This is a genomic window from Streptomyces sp. NPDC004284 (genome assembly GCF_042874035.1).
Taxonomy (GTDB): Bacteria; Actinomycetota; Actinomycetes; order Streptomycetales; family Streptomycetaceae; genus Streptomyces.
In genome coordinates this window covers 631,868-651,541 of sequence record NZ_JBIAMJ010000002.1, presented here as the reverse complement: position 1 = coordinate 651,541, position 19,674 = coordinate 631,868, and the positions used below count along the sequence as shown (strand labels likewise).

Here is a 19,674-nt window from a genome sequence, read left to right as displayed (position 1 = left end):
GGCTCCGGCCCCGTTCGCACGTCCGGAACGGCGCTCCGGCGGAAGAAAGTCCGTACCGGGGGGTAGGCCTCCCCGGGGCCCTTGCTATACGTTCCGTCTAACAAGCTTGTTGGACACTGCGTCTAACAAGCGTCCGAACCGCTCGCGCGACCCCGAGGAGCCGCACCATGGCAAGCAGCACCGTCCGCCCGGACCACGAAGACCACGACGTCGCCGCACGGCTGCTCCTGTCGTCCGCGAAGCTGTCGTACGACCCGGCCGTCGACGTGGACTGGGACACCCCCCTCGACAAGGACTTCCACGGCCAGTGCCCGGAGTGGAGCACCCTCTACGGCACCGCGTACTGGAACGAGATGACGGAGGCCCAGCGCAAGGAGCTGACCCGGCAGGAGGTCGCCTCGATCGCCAGCACCGGCATCTGGTTCGAGATGATCCTCCAGCAGATGGTGCTGCGGGACATGTACGCGAAGGACCCCACCGACCCGCGGTTCCAGTGGGCCCTCACCGAGATCGCCGACGAGTGCCGTCACTCGATCATGTTCGGTCGCAGCTCGGCCAAGCTCGGCGCCCCCGCCTACCGGCCGCGCCGCGCGGTCGTCGAGCTGGGCCGGGTCTTCAAGACCGTCGCCTTCGGCGAGGCCGCGTACGCGGCGATCCTCGTCGCCGAGGAGGTCCTCGACGTCATGCAGCGGGACTGGATGCGGGACACCCGGGTCGTCCCCTTCGTCCGCACCATCAGCAACATCCATGTCGTCGAGGAGTCCCGGCACATGAAGTTCGCCCGGGACGAGACCCGCAGGCGACTGGCCCGCGCCGGCAGGACCCGCCGCCACTTCCACGCCCTCGTCATCGCCATCGCCGCGTACTTCATCGTCACCAGCATGGTGAACCCCGAGGTGTACGTGCAGGCCGGGCTCGACCCGGAGCGCGCCTGCCGGGAGGCCGCGGCCAACGAGCACTACAAGGCGCAGCTGCGCTCCAGCTGCTCCGGGCTCATGGAGTTCCTGGCCTCCGCCCGCCTGCTCACCCGGCCGGCGCTCGCCGTCTACAAGCGCGCGAACCTCATCTGACCCGTACTCCGTATCCCGCATCCCGCATCCCGCATCCCGCATCCCGCATCCGAGCTGAGTCGACGACATGACCTACGCGATCACCCAGACCTGCTGCAACGACGCCACCTGCGTCGCCGTCTGCCCGGTCAACTGCATCCACCCCACGCCCGAGGAACCGGACTTCGGCACCACGGAGATGCTGTACATCGACCCGAAGTCCTGCATCGACTGCGGCGCCTGCGCCGACGCCTGCCCGGTCGACGCGATCTTCCCGGCGGACCGGCTCACCGGACGCCTGCGGGAGTACGAGGCGATCAACGCGGAGTACTACGCGGACCGCGCGCCGGCACCGGCCGCGGACCCGGCCATGTTCCACACCTGGGGCGAGCCGGGCTTCGACCGCTCGATCCCGGCCGACTTCGCCCCGATCCGGGTCGCGATCGTCGGCACGGGACCGGCCGGCATGTACGCCGCCGAGGACCTCCTCCTGCACACCAACGCCGAGGTGACGCTGATCGACCGGTTGCCGGTCGCCGGTGGTCTCGTCCGGTACGGCGTGGCACCGGACCACCCGGCGACCAAGGGCGCCGGGGAGAGCCTCGGCCGCTTCCACACCCATCCCCGGGCCCGCCTGCGGCTCGGCGTCGAGATCGGCGTGGACGTCACCCCCGAGGAACTCGCCGCGCACCACGACGCGGTGATCTACGCGGTGGGCGCGCCCTCCGACCGGCGGCTCGGCATCCCCGGCGAGGACCTGCCCGGCAGCGTCTCGGCGACCTCCGTCGTCTCCTGGTACAACGCGCACCCGGAGACCGGCGCGGACGCCGTGCGGCTCTCCGCCGAGCGGGCCGTCGTGGTCGGCAACGGCAATGTGGCGCTCGACGTCGCCCGCGTCCTCGTCTCGGACCCCGGCGCCCTCGCCCGTACGGACATCGCCGACCACGCGCTGGCCGCCCTGCGCGACGCGCGGGTCCGCGAGGTGGTCCTCCTCGGCCGCCGGGGCCCCGAGGACGCCGCGTACACCACCTCCGAACTGCTCGCCCTCACGCACCTGCCCGGCGTCGACCTGGTCGTCGACGACCACGACCCGCGCACCGGCGCGGCGATCGACGCGGCGGAGCCCGGGACGAAGGCGGCGCTCCTCCGGGGCGTCGGCCGGGAGGCGGTGGACTGGACGCGGGCCCCCGCCGGGGAGCGGCGCCGGATCGTGCTGCGCTTCCACTCCGCCCCGGTCGAGGCCCTCGGGACCGACGGCGTGCGGGCGGTCCGGGTGACGGAGGACGGAGCGGCGTCCGGTACGGAGATCGCGGCGGGGCTCCTCGTCCGGGCCATCGGCTACCGGGGCGTGCCGCTCGCGGGGCTGCCGTTCGACGAGACGACCGGCACCGTGCCCCACGAGGCCGGGCGGGTGGCGGGGCTGCCCGGCAGTTATGTCGTGGGCTGGATCAAGCGCGGGCCCTCCGGGGGCATCGGGGCCAACCGGACGTGCGCGGAGGAGACGGTCGGGACGCTGCTCGCGGACGCGGTCGCCGGGGCGCTGCCGAAGCCGACGGGCACTTCCCAGGAGTTCCGCCGCCTCGCGAAGCGCCGCAGCAGGCCGGGGCTCGTCGACGCGCGCGGTCTCGCCTCCATCGACCGGGCCGAGCGGGCGCGGGGCCGGGACGCGGGGCGTCCCCGGGTGAAGCTCGCGACGGTGCCGGAGCTCGTCGCGGCGGCGCGGGGCGGACGTCTGCGCCTGCCGGGCTGAGCCGTTCCTCCGGCGGGGATCCGGCCCGGGACGGCGGGCCGGTACGAAGCCCGTACCGGGCAGTCGTACGGTCAGACGGAGACGGCCAGCGCCTGGCGGACCACGATCGCGTCGAGCCGCACCGCGAAGGGCACGACGTCGGTCAGGGCGAGCGCGAGGGTCTCGGCCTTCGGCAGCTCGACGGTCACGTCGACGCAGAACGCGAGGGCGTACATGTGGTCCCCGGTCTCCTCGTCCTGGAGGGCGAAGAACAGGTCCCGGTAGAAGCGGGTGCGCTCCCCGGACTCCTCGTAGAAGGAGAGTCCGGGCTGCCCCTCCTGCGCGGCGAGCCCGGTGAAGGCCCGGACGAGCTCCCGCTCGACCGTGGCCCAGAACCCGGCCTCCGCGCACTCCGGCGGCAGCGCCTGGCGGACCGCCTCCTTGAGGGAGAGGACCATGACGAGGACGGGGGCGTGCTCCTGGAGCCCCCAGCCCCGGACCATCTTCACCACGTCGCCGTCCGGGACGGCCGAGGCCGCCCGGTGGATCGCCTCGAAGTCGAAGTTGACGGTCGCCGGGGCGATCGCCTCCTGGAACACCCGGTCGATGGACCGGGCCTGGTCGAGGTGGTCGGGTCCCACCTCGACGACGGTCCTGAAACTGGCGGCCAAAGCTCCTCCTGGATGATCTCGGTGATCAGGAGGGGTCAGTATGCCGAGGCGCCGGGGGCCGGGCGCGGGGCGTCCGCCGTGCGGACGGTTCAGCCGCGGCCGCGGCGCGGCTTCCCGCCGCGGCCGGAGCCCGTGCCGCCCTTGCGGGACGCGGCGGGCTTCCCGCCCGTACGGGAGCCACCGCCCGGCTTCCCTCCGGTGCGGGACCCGCCGCCGGGCTTCCCGGACCGCGCCGGCTTCTGCTCCCTGGGCTGCTTCTGGCCCTTCTTCTCCTCGGCGCGGCGGCCCCGGGTGCTGTTCACGGTGCGGCCGCGGACGATGCCGATGAACTCCTCCACCAGGTCGGGCGCCTCGTCCGCCTTCGGCCACGACAGGCCCACCCGCGACTGCGGGACGCCGGCCAGGGTCCGGTAGGTGAGGTCCTTGCGGTGGTGCAGCCGGGCCAGCGACTGCGGGACGGCGAGCACGCCGACGCCCGCGGCGACCAGCTCGATCGCGTCGGCGGTCGTCTCCGGGCGCTCCATGGCGGGGCGGCCCGGCGGCTGCTCCCAGCCGAGGGTGTCGTCGAGGGGGTGCAGGACGAGCTCGTCGGCGAGGTCCTCCGCCGACACCTCCTCCGCCGCCGCGAACAGGTGGTCCTTGGGGACGACGACGACCGTCGTCTCCGTGTAGAGCGGGATCGCGCTGAGGTCGTCCCGGTCGACGGGCAGCCGGACGAGGCCCGCGTCCACGGCGCCCTCCCGGAGCGCGCCGAAGGCCTCGCCCGGCGTCACGGCGACGAGGGTGAGGGGGACGTCGGGCAGGCGCTCGTTCCAGATCCGCACCCACTTGGCGGGGGTCGCCCCCGGCACGTAGCCGAGCCGGAAGGAGGAGGAAGAAGAAGCGGGGGAAGCGTCCGAGCCTGTCACCCCGCCAGGTTACCGGTAGCTGCCGTGGTCGGAGGTCGTCCGCATGCTCGATACCCTTGACACCATGACGTCGCACCAGAACACCCAGACCATGAAGCCCGCGACCGCGGCGAAGAAGCTGGGTGTGTACCTCGAGGCCACCCCCGCAGAGTTCCAGGAGGGTGTCGTCTCGCGCGCCGAGCTGACCGAGCTCCAGGCCAACCCGCCCGCCTGGCTCCAGGAGCTGCGCGAGAAGGGCCCGCACCCCCGCCCGGTCGTCGCCAACAAGCTCGGCGTCTCCATCGCCGGTCTCGCGCGCGGCGGGATCACCGAGCCGCTCACCACCGAGCAGATCGAGGCGCTCAAGCAGGAGCTCCCCGAGTGGCTCAAGAAGGAGCGCGCCACCCAGTCGGAGGTCCGCAAGGAGACCGTCCGCATCAAGGAGCGCGACGCCGAGCGGGCGCGCCGCCGGCAGCAGGACGCCTGATCCCCTCCCCCACGCCGGTCCGGTCCGAGTCGCCTCGGGCCGGACCGGCGTGGCGTTTCCCCGCGTGAGGGAGGCATCCCCTCATGAGTGACACCAGCACCGCGTACGAGCCGGCGGTCGTCGTCGGCGTGGACGGGTCGGAGCACAGTCTCCGGGCCCTGGAGTGGGCGCTGAGCGCCGCGGAGGGCCTGGGCGCGCCGCTGGTGGTGGCCCATGTGCGCTCCGAGGCCCTGCAGCTGGGCGCCGCCCGCATCGCCTCGCTCGGCACGGCGCCGGAGCTTCCCGACACGGTGGCGCGGGGCGTACGGGCGGTGGTGGAGGAGCGCGGGCACCGCGTTCCGGTGCGGTACGACTCGCTCGACGGGTCCGTGACGGACGCCCTGCCGGCGGCGGCGCGGGGCGCGCGGCTGCTGGTGACCGGTTCGCGGGGGCACGGCGGCTTCGCCAGTCTGCTCCTGGGATCGACCAGCCGGACGCTGGCCATGACGGCGCCCTGTCCGCTGGTCGTCGTCCCGCACGAGGCGCGTGCCGCCGCCCTGGAGGACGGGGCGGGGGCGGGCCGGGTGCTGCTGGGGCTGCATCCGGAGGAGACCCCGGACGAGGTGGTGGCCTTCGCCTTCGAAGCGGCGCACCACCGGGGCGTACCGCTGGAGGTGGTGACCGCGCTCCGGCTGCCCCCGCCGCAGGGCGCGCTCCTCGCGGCGCCTTCGCCGGCGCTCCAGGTGCCGCCGCCGCTGCCCCTCGCGGGCGACGCGGAGGAGCTGCTGACGGAGGAGGAGCGGGAGCAGGCCGAGCGGCTGCGGCCGTTCGCCGCGCGCCGGCCGGGGGTGGAGCTGGTGCGGGTGGTGGTGCCGGGGGACGCGGCGGGCCGGCTCGTGGAGGGTTCGCGGGACGCGGGCCTGGTGGTCGTGGGCCGGCATCACCGGCATCGTCTCGGCTCGCTGCTCATCGGTTCCGTCGCCCACGCGGTGCTGCACCACGCGCACTGTCCGGTGGCGGTGGTGCCGCCCGCGCCCGGAGGGCCCCGGGCATGACAGTCCCCGACGGTCCGTGTCGGTTCGCGCGGTCGTCGGCCGTCGCCGACGGCTCCGTGCCCGACCGGCCCCGCCGGGGGCCTGGCCAGAGCCTGGATCAGGGTCACGCGGGCCTTCGGACGTCTCCGTCGGCGGGTGCGGCTCTTCCCGGTTGTCCGGTGTAAGAACGAGTGTCCTCCGTTTTTCTCATGTTTCAAGAGGTTTCTCCTTTTTTGTTACGCATCGGGGTGGGTGTCGGTGGTGCCTGGTAGACAGGGCCCATGACGACCGCAGATCACGCCGCCACCGCCCGCCGCAATGTCCGGCCGCCGTCCCCCGGAGCCTCCCTGGGCGCGGGGGTCGTGGTCGTCGACGAGGCGGGCCGGATCCTCCTCGGTCTGGACCGCTCCGGGGTGTGGGAGCTGCCGGGCGGCGCGGTCGAGCCGGGCGAGTCGATCGAGGAGGCGGCGGTCCGCGAGCTGGCCGAGGAGACGACGCTCCTCGCGGAGCCCGCCGACGTGGAGGTCCTCGGGCTGCTCCTGGACACCGTGACCTCCACGGCGCTGACCCGGATGACGGCGGCCACGACGGTGCGCGGCTTCCGGGGCGTGCCCGCCGTGGCCGAGCCGGAGAAGATCGAGCGCTGGGAGTGGACGGCCCCGGACCGGCTGCCGGAGGCCCTGTTCCTGCCGTCGGCGCAGGTGCTGCGGATGTGGCGCCCCGGGCTCCCGATCCCCGACGGCCCGTTCCACCGCTACGCCCTGGGCCGGCTGCCGGGCTGACCGGGCCGGTGGCGCCGCGTCACCGAGCGGGCCCCGGCGAGCGTGGCTAGCGTGGCCGGAGGAACACGTCATCGAACCGGAAGTGGGAGTCACCGTCATGGCCGCACGACCTGAAGGCACGCCGGTCTGGACCGACGCGATGTTCACCGATGTCGAGGGCGCCAAGACGTTCTACGGCGATGTGCTCGGCTGGACCTTCGGCGAGTCCTCCTCGGAATTCGGCAACTACACGCAGGCGTACAGGAACGGCAAGGCGGTCGCGGCCGTCGTCCCGCCGATGCCGGGGCAGGACGGGGAGCCGCAGTCGGCCTGGTGTCTGTACTTCGCCTCGCCGGACGTCGCGGCGACGGCGGAGAAGATCCGGGGCGCGGGCGGCACCGTCCTGATGGAGCCCATGCAGGTCGGCGACTTCGGCTCGATGTGCCTCGCGAAGGACCCCTCGGGCGTCGCGTTCGGCGTCTGGCAGGGCGGCGAGCACGAGGGATTCGAGCTGGAGAACGAGCCCGGCGCGTACGCCTGGGCCGAGGTGTTCACCCGGGAGCCGGCGAAGGCCGACGCCTTCTTCACCGAGGTCTTCGGCTTCGGGTCCAAGAAGATCAAGGCCCCGGACATGGACTACCGGGTCTTCGACCTCGGTGGCCCGCAGCCGGTGCTCGGGCGGATGGTGATGTCGGACGAGGACTTCCCGTCGGAGATCCCCCCGTACATCCAGATCTACTTCTCCGTCGACAACTGCGACCTGGCCGTCGAGCGGGCCGAAGCCCTGAAGGGGCGGAAGGTGTTCGGGCCGATGGACAGCCCGTTCGGCCGGTTCGCGGCGATCCTGGACCCGCAGGGTGCCGCGTTCGCGGTGATCGACGAGAAGACGACCGTCGGGGCCATGCCCGAGTTCGAGTGAGCGGTGCGGCGCGGCGCCACGAAGGCGCCGCGCCGCCCGTGCGTCAGCGGCTGTCGCGGACGGCGACGATGCCGTTGAAGACGCCCACGTACGCGGTGCCGTCGGGGCCGATGGTGATGGGTGCCCAGTTGTTGTCGTAGGACAGACCGGTGCCGGTGAAGCGCGAGTAGGCGCGCTGTCCGGTGCGGAAGTCGACGGCCGTGAGGTACCAGGCGTCGATGCCCCAGAAGTTGGGGCGCTTCTCGTAGAAGTAGAGCAGGCCGTTGGCCGTGGAGAGCTTCGGGACCGTGGAGGGCGAGCGGACGTCGTTCTCCCAGACGGTGTCGCAGCCGCTGCCGTCGGCGCGGACGTCGATCCGGGCCGCGCCGCCGACGACGCTGCGGCCGAGCAGGAGGGTGCTCGGGTTCTCGTAGCCGTAATTGTTCTCCACGATCAGGCTGTTGCCCCAGCTGATCAGGGAGTTGTCGGTGGTGGAGGCGCCGGATCCGAAGACCGGCACCTTGCAGACGAGCCGCTCGCCGGCGGGGACGCCCGCGCCCCGGCGGTAGACGAGGACGTTCATGCGGTCGTCGGCGTTGTCGGTGATGGCCACGTACTGGTCGTCGGTGCCGAAGAGGTCGGGGGTGGTGCCCGAACCCTGGTTCACCGAGCCGGGCTTGGTGCCGGTCCCCCGGTCGTACGTCTCGCGCCACTGGACGCGCGGGACGCCGTCGGCGTCGGCGCGGAAGGCGTAGAGGGCGTGGTCGGTGACGATGGAGACGCCGTCCTCGGCGACGGAGAAGGAGTTCTGGATCTCCTCGCCGTCGAGCCGGATCGCGTGCAGGGCGCCCGTCGCCGGGTCGACGGTGCCGACCCGGCCCAGACGGGTCACCCACCAGATGCGGCCGTCCCAGTCCGGCATGACGGAGGTGACGGGGTCGCAGACGCCGCTGGGGAAGAGGTTCGTCCAGCTGACGCAGTCGTGCGGGACGAGGGAGGTCAGGTCCCAGTCGTTCTCGACGGCGAACTCCCAGTCCCCGTCCGCCTTCTGACGGTGGGCGATGCGCAGGACGTGCTGGCGGGAGTCGGCGAGGACGACCCTGTCCTGGTCGTCGAGGTAGAAGTAGGCGCCGCCGGAGGTGTCTTTGAAGATCTTCTCGAAGTCGAGGCGGGTGATGGCCTCGACGGTGGAGGAGCGCTGCGGCAGCTTGTACTCGGCGAGGGTGACCAGGGTGCGCGGGTCGAGCAGCTTCAGGAGGAAGCCGCTGAAGGTGCCGCAGACGGTGACCAGGCGGCCGGCGGCGTCGAAGGTGACGGTGGCGCACTCCCCGCCGAGGGCGGCGATCTTCTCGCTGGTGACCTCGGGGTCGCGCCCGAGCGGCCCGGACCAGGGGTAGGTGCCGCTGCCGGCGCCGTCGGCGTGCATGCCGCTGCGGCCGTTGGGGGCGAGGTACGGGTGCTGGGCGGGACCCTTGCCGGGGACGGGCCGCGCGGTGGCGGGGGCGCCCTCGTAATGGTCGACGAGTCGGTGGCCCGGCGCGAGGGGTATCTCCTCGGCCTGGGCGACGGGCGCGGCGCCCGTCAGGAGGGTCGCCGCGAGCGCGGTGATCAGCGCGAGCGCGCGTGCTCGTCTGCGGGGCGGTGGGGTGGTCAAAGCGGCTCCTCGGGGTCCGTGCGTGCGTCGCGCCGGGCGCCGACGGTAGGCGGGAGCGGAGGAGAAGTACATGGAACCTCCCCCGCTTTCATGCACCGTTCACGAGTGGTCCGAAAGCCGACCCCGGGCGGGTGGCCGAGAAGGGTGGGCCGGCCGGACCCCGAGGGGAGGTCAGGGCCTGAGGCCGGAGACGACGTCGGCGGTGGCGGCCACGCCGTTGTGGATGGTGGGCGCCATGCTCGTGCCCGCGAGGAAGAAGCCGAGCAGGGCGCAGACGAGGGCGTGCGTGAATTTCAGGCCACTGTTCCGCACGAAGATCACGGTCAGTACCAGCAGCAGCACCACGACAGAAATGGAAACGGCCATCGCTCTCACGTCCCTCCGTCGCCGCACCGGAATTGCGGCGTTCGGCGGACAGTGTGGCGGAATGAGCGGTCCGTCCGGGCGTATGGCGGGGCGGCCATACGGGTGAGATTCGGTCAGGGCGCGGCGGGCAGGCAGTCCTTCCATTCGACCGTGCGGTCGCACCAGCGGTTCAGCAGGACACGGTCGTGGCCCACGGCGAGGAGGCCCGCGCCGGTCTCGGCGCGGTAGCTCTCGACGGCGGCGACGAGGGCGGCGGCGGTGGAGGCGTCGAGCATGGCGGTCATCTCGTCGCAGATCAGCCAGCGGGGGCGGAGGGTCAGGGCGCGGGCCAGGCAGGCGCGCTGGAGCTGGCCGTCGCTGACCTCGTGGGGGCGGCGGCCGAGGAGGTCGGGGGTGAGGCCGACGGCCGGGGCGAGGGCGGCGACCCGCTCGGCGGCCTCGGCGCGGCGGCCGGTGGCGCGCAGGGGTTCGGCGATCAGTCCGGTGAGGGTGAGGCGGGGGTCGGCGGCGGTGCGGGGCTGCTGGAAGACGACGCCGACGGCCGTGCGCTGCTCGCGCGGGGCGCGGTGGCGCCAGGCCCGTACCTCGGTGCCGTCGAGGACGAGGCGGCCCGCTTCGGGGCGGTGGAGGAGGGCCGCGACCCGGGCGAGGGTGGATTTGCCGCAGCCGCTGGGGCCGAGCAGTCCGACGGACTCGCCGGGGGCGAGGGTGAGCGAGGCGCCGCGGAAGACGGGGGCGCGGCGCTCGTATCCGGCGGTGACGGAGTCGAGTTCAAGCACGGGGCTGCTCCGGGTGGTGGCAGGCCACGCCGGCCGCCGGTTCGGGGCGGGTGGCGCATCGGTCGGTGGCGCGGGGGCAGCGCGGGGCGAAGGCGCAGCCCTCGGGCAGGGCGGAGAGCTCGGGCGGCATGCCGGGGATCGGGGTGAACGCCCGGTCGGGCAGGGCGTCGAGGAGCCTTCGGGCGTAGGGGTGGCGGGGCCCGGTGGGGCCGAAGAAGCGGTGGGCGGGGGCGACTTCGACGATCCGGCCCGCGTACATGACGGCGACGCGGTCGGCGATGCGTGCGGCGGCGGTCAGGTCGTGGGTGATGAGGAGCAGGGCGCGGCCCTCGTCGGTGTGGCGGCGCAGCTCGTCGACGGTGCGGTCGACGAGGTCGCGGTCGAGGCCGGTGGTGGGCTCGTCGGCGAGGAGCAGGCGGGCGTCGCCGATGAGGGCGAGGGCGGTGGCGGCGCGCTGGGCGAGGCCGCCGGAGAGCTCGTGCGGATACCGGTCGAGGTGTCCGGCGGGGAAAGCGGCCCGTTCGGCGGCGTCCTCCGTGGCCTTGCGCCGCCCTCTCCGCGCGGTGGGGGTGAGGGCGCGGACGGTCTCCTCCAGGTGGGACCGTACGGTGCGGACGGGGGTGAGGTGGGCGGCGGGGCTCTGCGGTACGAGGCCGACGCGCCGTCCTCGTACGGTGCGGGCGAGGGTCTTCTCGTCGGCGGCCAGCAGGTCGAGGCCGTCCAGCACGGCCGTGCCGGAGGTCTCGGCGTTCCCGGGGAGGAGACCGAGGAGGGCGGAGGCGAGGACGGACTTGCCGCAGCCGGACTCGCCGACGAGGGCGAGGCACTCCCCCGCCGCGAGGTCGAAGTCGGCGTCGCCGACGGCGGCGACGGTCCGGCCGCCGCTCAGCCGGAAGCGGACGGTGAGGCCGCGGACGCTGAGGACGGCGTCCTCGGCCCGTTCGGCGGTGACGGCCTGGAGGGCGCGTTCGACGCGGGAGTTCACAGGGACAGCTCCGATCGGCGGCGCGGGTTGAGGCGGTCGCGCCAGACGCCCGCGAGTCCGGCGATGGCGAGGGTCGGGACGATGAGCAGGAGCCCGGGGAAGAGGGTGGGCCACCAGTCCCCGGCGAGCAGCGAGGAGCGGGCGTTCTGCACGAGGTTGCCGAGGCTGGCCCGGTGGCTGGGGAGGCCGAGGCCGAGGAAGGACAGCGCGGACTCGTGCCACATGGCGTGCGGGACCATCAGGACGGCGGCGAGTCCGGCCTGCGGCAGGACGGCGGGCAGCAGGTGGCGGACGGCGACCCTGGCGCGCGAGGCTCCGCCGGAGATCGCCGCGTCCACGTAGGGCCTGCTGCGCAGGGAGAGGACCTCGGAGCGGACGATCCGGGCGGTGGAGAGCCAGTGGGTGACGGCGACGGAGGCGATGACGGGCCAGACGCCGGGCCGGAAGAGGGCGACGACGAAGATGCCGAGCAGCAGGTGCGGCACGGAGGAGAAGGCGTCGACGAGCCTCATCAGCCAGCGGTCGGTCCGGCCTCCGAGCGCCCCGGCCGCCGCTCCGACGGCGGTGCCGACGACGGTGGCGACGAGTGCGGCGACCAGTCCGACGAGGAGCGAGATCCGCAGGCCGTAGACGCAGCGCAGGAGGAGGTCGCGGCCGAGGTCGTCGGTGCCGAAGGGGTGCTCCCAGGACGGCGGGAGGAGCTTGCGGGAGAGGTCGACGGCCTGTTCGTCGAGCGGGACGAGCGGGGGCACGAGGAGGACGGCGAGGAGGATCGCGCCGACGGTGCCGGCGGAGGCCCACAGGCGCAGGCGGTGGGTGCGCGGGTCAGCCATCGAAGCCCACCCTCGGGTCGGCGAGCCCGTACAGCAGGTCGGAGAGGAGGTTGCCGAGGAGGACGGCGGCGGTGGCGAGGACGGCGAGCGCGGCGAGCAGCGGGAAGTCGACGGAGGTGGCGGCCGTGACGGTGGCGGCGGCGATGCCGGGCCAGCTGAAGACGGTCTCCACGAGCAGGGCGCCGGTGATGAGTTCGGGGACGCGGGAGCCGACGAGGGTGAGCATGGGGAGCATTCCGGAGCGCAGGGCGTGCCCGGTCAGGACGGTCCGTTCGCGCAGGCCGCGGGCGCGGGCGCCGCGCACCGGGTCCTCGTCGAGGGCGTCGCCGACGCCCTGGCGGACGTACAGGAAGAACCAGGGCAGCTGGGAGAGGCCGAGGACGAGCGCGGGCAGCACGAGGTGGCGGGCGACCTGGCCCGCGGTGACGGTGTCGCTGGCGGTGTCGGTGAGTCCGCCGGCGGGCAGGGCGCCGAGTTCGACGGCGAGGAACCAGATCGCGAGGAGGCCGAGCCAGTAGGCGGGGGCGGCTTCCAGGGTGTACGCGGCGGAGCTGACGGCCCGGTCGAGGAGGCCTCCGCGGCGGCGTCCGGCGAGGACGCCGAGGAGGGTGCCGAGGGCGAGGGCGAGGGCGAAGGCGGTGGCGGCGAGGAGGACGGACCAGCCGAGGCGTTCGCCGATGACCTCGGCGACGGGGCGGCGCATGACGGCGGAGTCGCCGAGGTCGCCGGTGAGGGCCGAGGCGAGCCACTCCCACCAGCGGGTGAGGAGCGGCAGGTCGGCGCCGAGGTTGGCGCGGAGCTGGTCGAGGTTCTCCTGCGAGGCGGTGAGTCCGGCGGTGCCGGCGTAGGCCTTGACGGGGTCGAAGGGGGAGGCTTCGGCGACGGCGAACACCGCGAGGGTGACGCCGAGGAGGACGGGGACGGCGGCGAGGGTGCGCCGTCCCGTCATCCGGGCCATGGCCGCCCAGGGGAGGCGGCGGCTCACTTCTTCGGCTCTCCCGGGGCCTTCGGCTTCCAGTTCTCGACGTTCCACCAGGGGCCGGAGGCGAGGCCGTGGTCGTGGGGCTCGGTCTGGGTGCTCGGGCCGTCCCACTCGTCGTTCATGACGTAGAGGTGGTCGATGTGGGTGAGGAAGGTGTAGCCGGGGTCCTTGGCCAGTTCGCGCTGGACGGTGTCGTACGCGGCCCTCCGCTTCGCGGGGTCGTTCGTCCGGCGGCCGTCCTCCAGGGCGCGGTCGACGGTCTCGTTGTCGTACCGGGCCATGTTGTTGAAGCCGTCGCCGCCGAGGGTGGACTTCAGGAGGAGGTACTGGTCGAAGTCGGGGTCGCCGGGCGAGCCGCCGCCCGCGAGGACGGCGTCCGTCTTCATGCGGGGTTCGATGACCTCCCAGGTGCCGGCCTGGGTGGTGATGTCGATGCCGGCCTTCCTGGCGTCGGAGGCGTAGGCGAGGGCGTGGTCCTGGCGGAGCTTGTCGCCGGAGAGGTACCAGAGGGGGAAGGCGGCGCGGACGCCGTCCTTGACGCGGATGCCGTCGGGGCCCGGCTTCCAGCCGGCCTCGTCGAGGACCTTCTCGGCACCGGCGAGGTCGTGGCGGCGCTCGGTGCCCTTCGCGAACCAGGGGCTGTCGGTGGGGACGGGCCCGTAGGCGGGCTTTCCGGCGCCTTCGAGGATCTTGTCGACCATGGCCTGCCGGTCGACGGCGAGGTCGAGCGCGCGGCGGACGGCGGTGTCGCCCGCGACCCTGTTGTGGGTGGGGAGGGTGACGGTGCGGTAGTCGAAGGTCTTGGCCGTCCAGGTCTTCTTCGTCCCGTCGCCCTTGAATCCGGCGGCGAGGTTCGGCGGCAGGATCGCGCCGTCGAGGTCACCGGCGCGCAGGCGGGTGGCGCGGACGTCGTCGTCCTTGACGATCGCCATGGTGAACCTCTTCACCGCGGGCGCGCCGCCCCAGTAGCGGGGGTTGGCGGTGAAGCCGAGCTTCTCGCCCCTGGACCAGCCGGTGAGGACGTACGGGCCGGTGCCGATGGGCTTGGTGGTGAACGCGCCGGTGTTGACGTCCTGCCGCGCGGCGACGTGCTCGGGGGCGATGGCGTGGACGGTGCGCTCGGCGAAGGGCGCGTAGGGGTACTTGAGCCGGAAGACGACGGTGTCGTCGCCGACCGCCTCGACGCTCCTGAGGGCGTCGAGTTCGGTGCGGGAGGGGTTGTTGGTCCTCGGGTCGAGGATCGTCCGGTAGGTGTAGACGACGTCCTTCGCGGTGAAGGGGACGCCGTCGCTGAAGGTGACGCCCTGGCGGAGGGTGTACGTGTAGGTCAGGCCGTCGTCGCTGATCCGGGGCAGCGCCACGGCGAGGGCCGGCTCGAGCCTCATGCCGGCGTCGAAGGCGAGGAGCCCGTCGAAGATCTTGGAGTTGCCGTCCTTGCCGTAGCCGAGGAGGGGGCTGAGGGTCTCGGGCTCGTAGGCGATGCCGACGACCACGGAATCCTCGGGTCCGCCGGAGCCGCCGGCGGTGGAGCCGGGGTTCGTGCAGGCCGCGGCGGCGAGGGCGAGCGCCCCCGCGAGTAGCGCGGTCGCCGCACCGCGGATGGATCGGGCGGTCATCGTGCCCACACCCCTCTTGAAGATCAACTGTTATTGCGAACAGCTTGCAATTAAACAGCAGGTAAAAGAGGCGCGGGCACGGGGGCCCTACCTGGGGGCCGGCAGATCCACCAGAGCGGCGATCGCGTCCTGGTGCCGGCCCGCCGAACCCAGCGCGATCTGATCGGACTTGGCCCGCTTCAGCGCCAGGTGCGCCGGGTGCTCCCAGGTCATCCCGATGCCGCCGTGCAGCTGCACGCACTCCTCGGCGGCGCGGACCGCGACCTTGGAGCAGTAGGCCTGGGCGACCGCCACGGTGAGCGGCGCGTCCGGGCTGCCGGTGGCGAGCGCGTCGGCGGCGGCGCGGGCCACCGCCCTCGCCCCCACGACGTCCAGCCAGAGCTGGGCCATGCGGTGCTTCAGGGCCTGGAAGGAACCGACGGGCCGGTTGAACTGATGGCGCTCACGGGTGTACCGGACGGTCTCCTCCAGACACCGTTCGGCGAGCCCGAGCTGCTCGGAGGCGAGCAGTCCCGCACCCGCGAGCAGCCCGCGCCGCACGGCCGCGCGGGCCGCGTCGCCGCCGGCGAGACGGGTGCCGCTCCCGGGCGGCGTGGCGACGCGGGCGAGCGGGCGGGTGAGGTCGAGCGGGGTCTGCGGCTCGACCGTCGCCTCCCCGGCCGGTACGGCGTACAGGCCGTCGGCGCGCGGGACGAGGAGGACGTCGGCGGCGAGGGCGTCGGCGACGCCCGCGACCTCGGGGGCCTGCGGCGGCTCCGCGTCCGGCGCTCCGGCCGGGAACGCCTCCGCGTCCGGCGCGGTCGACAGGGGTACGGCGAGCACCGCGACCGTCCGGCCGCCCGCGAGCTCCGCCAGGAGCCCGGCCACAGGGCCGTCCCCCTCCCCCACCAGGCCGAGCAGCGTCTCCGTGGCCACCACCGCGCTCGTGAGGTACGGCAGCGGGGTCACCGCGCGGCCCAGCTCCTCCAGGACCACGGCGGCCTCGCGGTGGCTCGCGCCCTGGCCGCCGAGCTCCTCGGGGACGAGGAGGCCGGCGGCGCCGATGTCGCCCGCGAGGGACTTCCAGAGACCGGGGACGTACGGGTCGTCCGTCTCGATCCGGTCGAGCAGCACCTGGTGGCCGGCCCGGTCGGCGAGCAGGGCGCGGACCGTCGCCCGCAGGTCGTCCTCGGTCTCGGAGTACAGGAGATCGGTCTGCGCTGTCATCGGGCCAGGTCCTTCCAGGCGACGTCCTTGTCGTTGCGGGGCTCCGGGGGCAGGCCGAGGACCCGCTCGGCGACGATGTTGAGGAGCACCTCGCTGGTCCCGCCCTCGATCGAGTTGCCCTTGGAGCGGAGGTAGCGGTAGCCGGCGTCGCGGCCGGTGAAGTCGACGAGCTCGGGGCGACGCATCTCCCAATCCCCGTACAACAGGCCTTCGTCGCCGAGGAGTTCGACCTCCAGGCCGCTGATGGCCTGGTTGAGCCGGGCGAAGCCGAGCTTCATCGCGCTGCCCTCGGGTCCCGGCTGTCCGGCGACGAGCTGCTGGCGGAGGCGTTCGCCGGTGAGCCGGGCCACCTCGGCGTCGACCCAGAGGTCGAGGAGGCGCCGGTGCAGCTCGTGGGTGCGCAGCTCGGGGCGCTCGCGCCAGGTCGCGGCGAGCTTCCCGATCATGCCGCCCTCGCGGGGGACGCGGGCGCCGCCGATGGAGACCCGCTCGTTCATGAGGGTGGTCTGGGCGACCCGCCAGCCGTCGCCGACCTCGCCGAGGCGGTGGGCGTCGGGGATGCGGACGCCGGTGAGGAAGACCTCGTTGAACTCGGCCTCGCCGGTGATCTGGCGCAACGGCCGGACCTCGACGCCGGGGTCGACCATGTCGCAGACGAAGTAGGTGATGCCCCGGTGTTTGGGCGCCTCGGGGTCGGTGCGGGCGATGAGGATGGCCCAGCGGGCGACGTGGGCGCTGGAGGTCCACACCTTCTGCCCGTCGATCACCCAGTCCTCGCCGTCCTTGACGGCGCGGGTGCCGAGCGCGGCGAGGTCGGAGCCGGCTCCGGGCTCGCTGAAGAGCTGGCACCAGACCTCCTCGCCGACCCAGAGGGGCCGCAGGAAGCGGGACTTGACCTCCTCGGAGCCGTACGCGAGGAGGGTGGGCGCGGCCATGCCGAGGCCGATGCCGATCCGGCGCGGGTCGTTGTCGGGGGCGCCCGCGGCGGCGAGTTCGGCGTCGACGACGGCCTGGAGGGCGCGGGGCGCGTCGAGTCCGCCGAGGCCCACGGGGTAGTGCACCCAGGCGAGTCCGGCGTCGAAGCGGGCCTTCAGGAAGTCGGTGCGGTCGGTCGTGGCCGGCGGGTGCTCGGCGAGCAACTGCCGGGTGCGGGAGCGGAGTTCCTCGGCGTCGGTCATGCGTGGACCCCTTCCGGGAGGACGACCAGACGGCCGGTGGTGGTGCCGTCGGCGACGCGCTGGACGGCGTCGGCGGCGCCCGCGAAGGGGACGCGTTCGGCGACGAGCGGCTTGATGAGGCCCTTCGCCGCGTAGGCGGTCAGGGTCTCGTGGCAGCGGCCGATCGAGGCCGGGTCCTTCGCCGCGTACAGGCCCCAGTGGAGGCCGAGGACCGAGTAGTTCTTCACCAGGGCGTGGTTGAGGGCGGGGGCCGGGACGGTGCCGCTCGCGAAGCCGACGATCACGATCCTGCCCTCGAAGGCGACGCACTTGGCGGACTGCTGGTAGGCCTCGCCGCCGACGGGGTCGTAGATCACGTCGGCGCCCCGGCCGCCGGTGGCGGCCTTGACGGCGGCGACGACGTCCTCGGAGCGGCGGTCGATCACCAGGTCGCAGCCGAGGGCGCGGGCGACGGCGGCCTTCTCCGGGCCTCCGACCACGCCGATGACGGTGGCGCCGGCCGCCTTGCCGAGCTGGACGGCGGCACTGCCGACGCCGCCCGCAGCCGCGTGGACGAGGAGGGTCTCGCCCTCCTTCAGGGCGGCGCGGCGGTGCAGGCCGAACCAGCCGGTCTGGTAGCCGATGTGCAGCGCGGCGGCCTCGGCGTCGTCGAGCGCCTCGGGGGCGGGCAGGAGGCCGGTGGCGTCGGCGAGGGCGTACTCGGCGAAGCCGCCGTGCGGGAGGGCCGCGGTGGCGATGACCCGGCGCCCGTCCTCGGTCTCGGCGCAGACCTCGACGCCGGGGGTGAAGGGCAGCGGGGGCCGCACCTGGTAGTGGCCGCGGCAGAGCAGCGCGTCGGGGAAGTTGACGTTCGCGGCGCGGACCCTGAGGAGGACCTGGCCGTCGCCGGGGGCGGGGGGTTCCACCTCCTCGCGGCGCATCACCGCGCCCGGTTCGCCGTTCTCGTGCACACGCCATGCCTGCATCCGGAATGCCTCCTCCGTACCGAGCGGTCGGGTGGCATACTAAGCGGTCGCTTGCCCGCGGGGGAACGGGTCAGCCGGACTTCTTGGGGCGTGCCCGTACGTGCATGCGCTCCCCCTGCGGCCCGAACAGGCTCAGGAACTCCACCGGCCCGTCCCCGGCCGGACCGAACCAGTGCGGGACCCGCGTGTCGAACTCGGCGGCCTCACCGGCGGCCAGGACGACGTCGTGCTCGCCCAGGACGAGCCGGAGCCTCCCGGAGAGCACGTACAGCCACTCGTACCCCTCGTGCACCCGGGGCTCCGGGGCCTCGCGCCCCTTCTCCTGGATCACCTTGTACGCCTGGAGCCCGCCGGGCTGCCGGGTCAGCGGGTACATCGTCCGGCCGTTGCGCACGATCGGCTTCGCCTTGACCCGGGGGTCGCCCACCGGCGGGGCGCCGACCAGCTCGTCCAGCGGGACCTGGTGGGCGCGGGCGAGCGGCAGGAGCAGTTCGAGGCTGGGCCTGCGCTGCCCGGACTCCAGCCGGGAGAGGGTGCTCACGGAGATGCCGGTGGCGGCGGAGAGCTCGGCCAGGGTCACGCCGCGGTCGCGGCGGACACGGCGGAGGCGGGGGCCGACCTCGGTCAGGACGGCGTCGATGCGATCGTCTTCGGTCATACGGCCAGTGTTGCAGGAACGGCAAGATTCCTTGCCGGAAACTCAGGGGCGGAACGTATCGGCCGGCCGGATGAAACAGGGCGGTTGCGGCTGCGCCGGGCGGACCCGGGGGCGAGGATCGGCCATGGTGACCACATTCGGCCACGGACGACGCAAGGACGGGACACCACCCATGCTCGGTACGCAGTTCACCAAGGGCTCACCCAACTGGCTCGACCTCGGCAGCCCCGACACGGAGGCCGCCGCCGCCTTCTACGGCGCGGTCTTCGGCTGGGGCTTCCGGTCGGCGGGCCCGGACGCCGGCGGCTACGGCTTCTTCCAGCAGGACGGCGCCACGGTCGCCGCGCTCGGCCCGCTCACCGAGGAGGGCGCGCACAGCGCCTGGACGGTGTACTTCCAGACCCCGGACGCGGACGCCACCCAGAAGGCCGCCGGGACCGCGGGCGGCACCGTGCGCGTCGAGGCCTTCGACGTCATGGACGCGGGCCGCATGGCCTGCCTCACCGACCCGGCCGGCGCCGAGTTCGCCGTCTGGCAGCCGGGGACGGTGAAGGGCCTGGAGCGGACCTGGTCCCCCAACGCCCTCTTCTGGGTCGAACTCCACGTCCCCGACCCGGAGTCGACGCTCGGCTTCTACCGGAGCCTGTTCGACTGGCGCTGGTCGCGGATGGACGCGCCCGGCCTGACGTACCAGGTGATCTCCACCGCCGAGGGAGACCAGGAGGGCGCCTCCTTCGGCGGCGCGGCGGAGGCCCGGGAAGGGATGCGGCCGTCCTGGATCCCGTACTTCATGGTCAACGACCCCGACGCGACCTCCCTCACGGCCCAGGGCAACGGCGGCTCGGTCGTCCTGCCCGCCGCCGACATCCCCGACGTCGGCCGCATCGCCTGGCTCGCCGACCCCTTCGGCGCGGTCTTCGCGGTGATGAAGCCCATGCCGAGGGCGTGAGGGTCGCC

The 19,674-nt window shown here is 73.7% G+C and carries 20 protein-coding genes; 7 read left to right on the top strand and 13 right to left on the bottom strand.

Annotation, left to right across the window (positions count from 1 at the left end; all coding sequences use genetic code 11):
* Nucleotides 1–167 precede the first annotated feature (167 nt).
* Both ACFYUS_RS08115 and ACFYUS_RS08110 read left to right on the top strand, forming a co-directional pair.
* Nucleotides 168–1,070 carry a diiron oxygenase gene (locus tag ACFYUS_RS08115; RefSeq protein ID WP_388847123.1) on the top strand — a complete coding sequence of 301 codons (903 nt, stop codon included), beginning with the start codon at nt 168–170 and terminating at the stop codon, nt 1,068–1,070.
* A gap of 67 nt (nt 1,071–1,137) precedes the next feature.
* Nucleotides 1,138–2,799 (top strand): FAD-dependent oxidoreductase, encoded by a 1,662-nt coding sequence (locus ACFYUS_RS08110; RefSeq protein ID WP_388847121.1) that lies wholly within the window; start codon nt 1,138–1,140, stop codon nt 2,797–2,799.
* 71 nt (nt 2,800–2,870) lie between these two features.
* Here ACFYUS_RS08110 and ACFYUS_RS08105 read toward each other — a convergent pair whose 3' ends face one another.
* Nucleotides 2,871–3,449 (bottom strand): Type-2Aa cytolytic delta-endotoxin, encoded by a 579-nt coding sequence (locus ACFYUS_RS08105; protein ID WP_388847119.1) that lies wholly within the window; start codon nt 3,447–3,449, stop codon nt 2,871–2,873.
* Between the two features lie 89 nt (nt 3,450–3,538).
* Entirely contained in the window at nt 3,539–4,357 is an 819-nt protein-coding gene (locus ACFYUS_RS08100; RefSeq protein ID WP_388847117.1) for a LysR family substrate-binding domain-containing protein, read from the bottom strand.
* Between the two features lie 64 nt (nt 4,358–4,421).
* Here ACFYUS_RS08100 and ACFYUS_RS08095 point away from each other — a divergent pair, with 64 nt between their 5' ends.
* The 4 genes from ACFYUS_RS08095 (at nt 4,422) to ACFYUS_RS08080 (ending at nt 7,516) form a co-directional block, all read left to right on the top strand.
* On the top strand, nt 4,422–4,823 hold the full coding sequence (locus ACFYUS_RS08095; protein ID WP_388847115.1) for a DUF5997 family protein: 402 nt from the start codon (nt 4,422–4,424) through the stop codon (nt 4,821–4,823).
* An 83-nt stretch (nt 4,824–4,906) separates the two neighbouring features.
* Nucleotides 4,907–5,857, top strand: coding sequence for a universal stress protein (locus ACFYUS_RS08090; RefSeq protein WP_388847113.1), 951 nt, complete (start codon nt 4,907–4,909; stop codon nt 5,855–5,857).
* 260 nt (nt 5,858–6,117) lie between these two features.
* Complete coding sequence (locus ACFYUS_RS08085; protein ID WP_388847111.1) at nt 6,118–6,618, top strand: NUDIX hydrolase; 501 nt, start codon at nt 6,118–6,120, stop codon at nt 6,616–6,618.
* 97 nt (nt 6,619–6,715) lie between these two features.
* Nucleotides 6,716–7,516: a VOC family protein gene (locus tag ACFYUS_RS08080; RefSeq protein WP_388847109.1), complete on the top strand. Its 801-nt coding sequence runs from the start codon at nt 6,716–6,718 to the stop codon at nt 7,514–7,516.
* A 43-nt stretch (nt 7,517–7,559) separates the two neighbouring features.
* On the opposite strand, the gene ACFYUS_RS08075 is transcribed toward ACFYUS_RS08080, so the two are convergent.
* The 11 genes from ACFYUS_RS08075 to ACFYUS_RS08025 all read right to left on the bottom strand — a co-directional run bounded on the left by ACFYUS_RS08075 (nt 7,560) and on the right by ACFYUS_RS08025 (nt 18,717).
* The gene (locus tag ACFYUS_RS08075) at nt 7,560–9,149 is read right to left on the bottom strand and encodes a hypothetical protein (RefSeq protein WP_388847107.1); all 1,590 of its coding nucleotides are present in this window, start codon (nt 9,147–9,149) and stop codon (nt 7,560–7,562) included.
* Nucleotides 9,150–9,320: 171 nt separating this feature from the next.
* Complete coding sequence (locus ACFYUS_RS08070; protein ID WP_388847105.1) at nt 9,321–9,515, bottom strand: hypothetical protein; 195 nt, start codon at nt 9,513–9,515, stop codon at nt 9,321–9,323.
* A 113-nt stretch (nt 9,516–9,628) separates the two neighbouring features.
* The gene (locus tag ACFYUS_RS08065) at nt 9,629–10,294 is read right to left on the bottom strand and encodes an ABC transporter ATP-binding protein (protein ID WP_388847103.1); all 666 of its coding nucleotides are present in this window, start codon (nt 10,292–10,294) and stop codon (nt 9,629–9,631) included.
* Nucleotides 10,287–11,279 carry an ABC transporter ATP-binding protein gene (locus tag ACFYUS_RS08060; RefSeq protein WP_388847101.1) on the bottom strand — a complete coding sequence of 331 codons (993 nt, stop codon included), beginning with the start codon at nt 11,277–11,279 and terminating at the stop codon, nt 10,287–10,289. The genes ACFYUS_RS08065 and ACFYUS_RS08060 overlap by 8 nt, the downstream gene beginning before the upstream one ends.
* Nucleotides 11,276–12,112 carry an ABC transporter permease gene (locus tag ACFYUS_RS08055; protein WP_388847099.1) on the bottom strand — a complete coding sequence of 279 codons (837 nt, stop codon included), beginning with the start codon at nt 12,110–12,112 and terminating at the stop codon, nt 11,276–11,278. The genes ACFYUS_RS08060 and ACFYUS_RS08055 overlap by 4 nt, the downstream gene beginning before the upstream one ends.
* A complete protein-coding gene (locus tag ACFYUS_RS08050; RefSeq protein ID WP_388847097.1) occupies nt 12,105–13,097 on the bottom strand; it encodes an ABC transporter permease in 993 nt (330 codons plus the stop codon). The genes ACFYUS_RS08055 and ACFYUS_RS08050 overlap by 8 nt, the downstream gene beginning before the upstream one ends.
* Entirely contained in the window at nt 13,094–14,710 is a 1,617-nt protein-coding gene (locus tag ACFYUS_RS08045) for an ABC transporter substrate-binding protein (protein ID WP_388847095.1), read from the bottom strand. The genes ACFYUS_RS08050 and ACFYUS_RS08045 overlap by 4 nt, the downstream gene beginning before the upstream one ends.
* A gap of 87 nt (nt 14,711–14,797) precedes the next feature.
* Nucleotides 14,798–15,916 carry an acyl-CoA dehydrogenase family protein gene (locus ACFYUS_RS08040; protein ID WP_388847093.1) on the bottom strand — a complete coding sequence of 373 codons (1,119 nt, stop codon included), beginning with the start codon at nt 15,914–15,916 and terminating at the stop codon, nt 14,798–14,800.
* Nucleotides 15,913–17,094, bottom strand: coding sequence for an acyl-CoA dehydrogenase family protein (locus ACFYUS_RS08035; protein ID WP_388847091.1), 1,182 nt, complete (start codon nt 17,092–17,094; stop codon nt 15,913–15,915). The genes ACFYUS_RS08040 and ACFYUS_RS08035 overlap by 4 nt, the downstream gene beginning before the upstream one ends.
* Nucleotides 17,091–18,059, bottom strand: a complete 969-nt coding sequence (locus ACFYUS_RS08030; protein ID WP_388847089.1) for an NADPH:quinone oxidoreductase family protein — start codon at nt 18,057–18,059, stop codon at nt 17,091–17,093. The genes ACFYUS_RS08035 and ACFYUS_RS08030 overlap by 4 nt, the downstream gene beginning before the upstream one ends.
* Nucleotides 18,060–18,129: 70 nt before the next feature.
* Nucleotides 18,130–18,717, bottom strand: a complete 588-nt coding sequence (locus ACFYUS_RS08025; RefSeq protein WP_388847087.1) for a helix-turn-helix domain-containing protein — start codon at nt 18,715–18,717, stop codon at nt 18,130–18,132.
* A 172-nt stretch (nt 18,718–18,889) separates the two neighbouring features.
* Here ACFYUS_RS08025 and ACFYUS_RS08020 point away from each other — a divergent pair, with 172 nt between their 5' ends.
* The gene (locus tag ACFYUS_RS08020; protein ID WP_388847770.1) at nt 18,890–19,666 is read left to right on the top strand and encodes a VOC family protein; all 777 of its coding nucleotides are present in this window, start codon (nt 18,890–18,892) and stop codon (nt 19,664–19,666) included.
* Nucleotides 19,667–19,674: the final 8 nt, after the last annotated feature.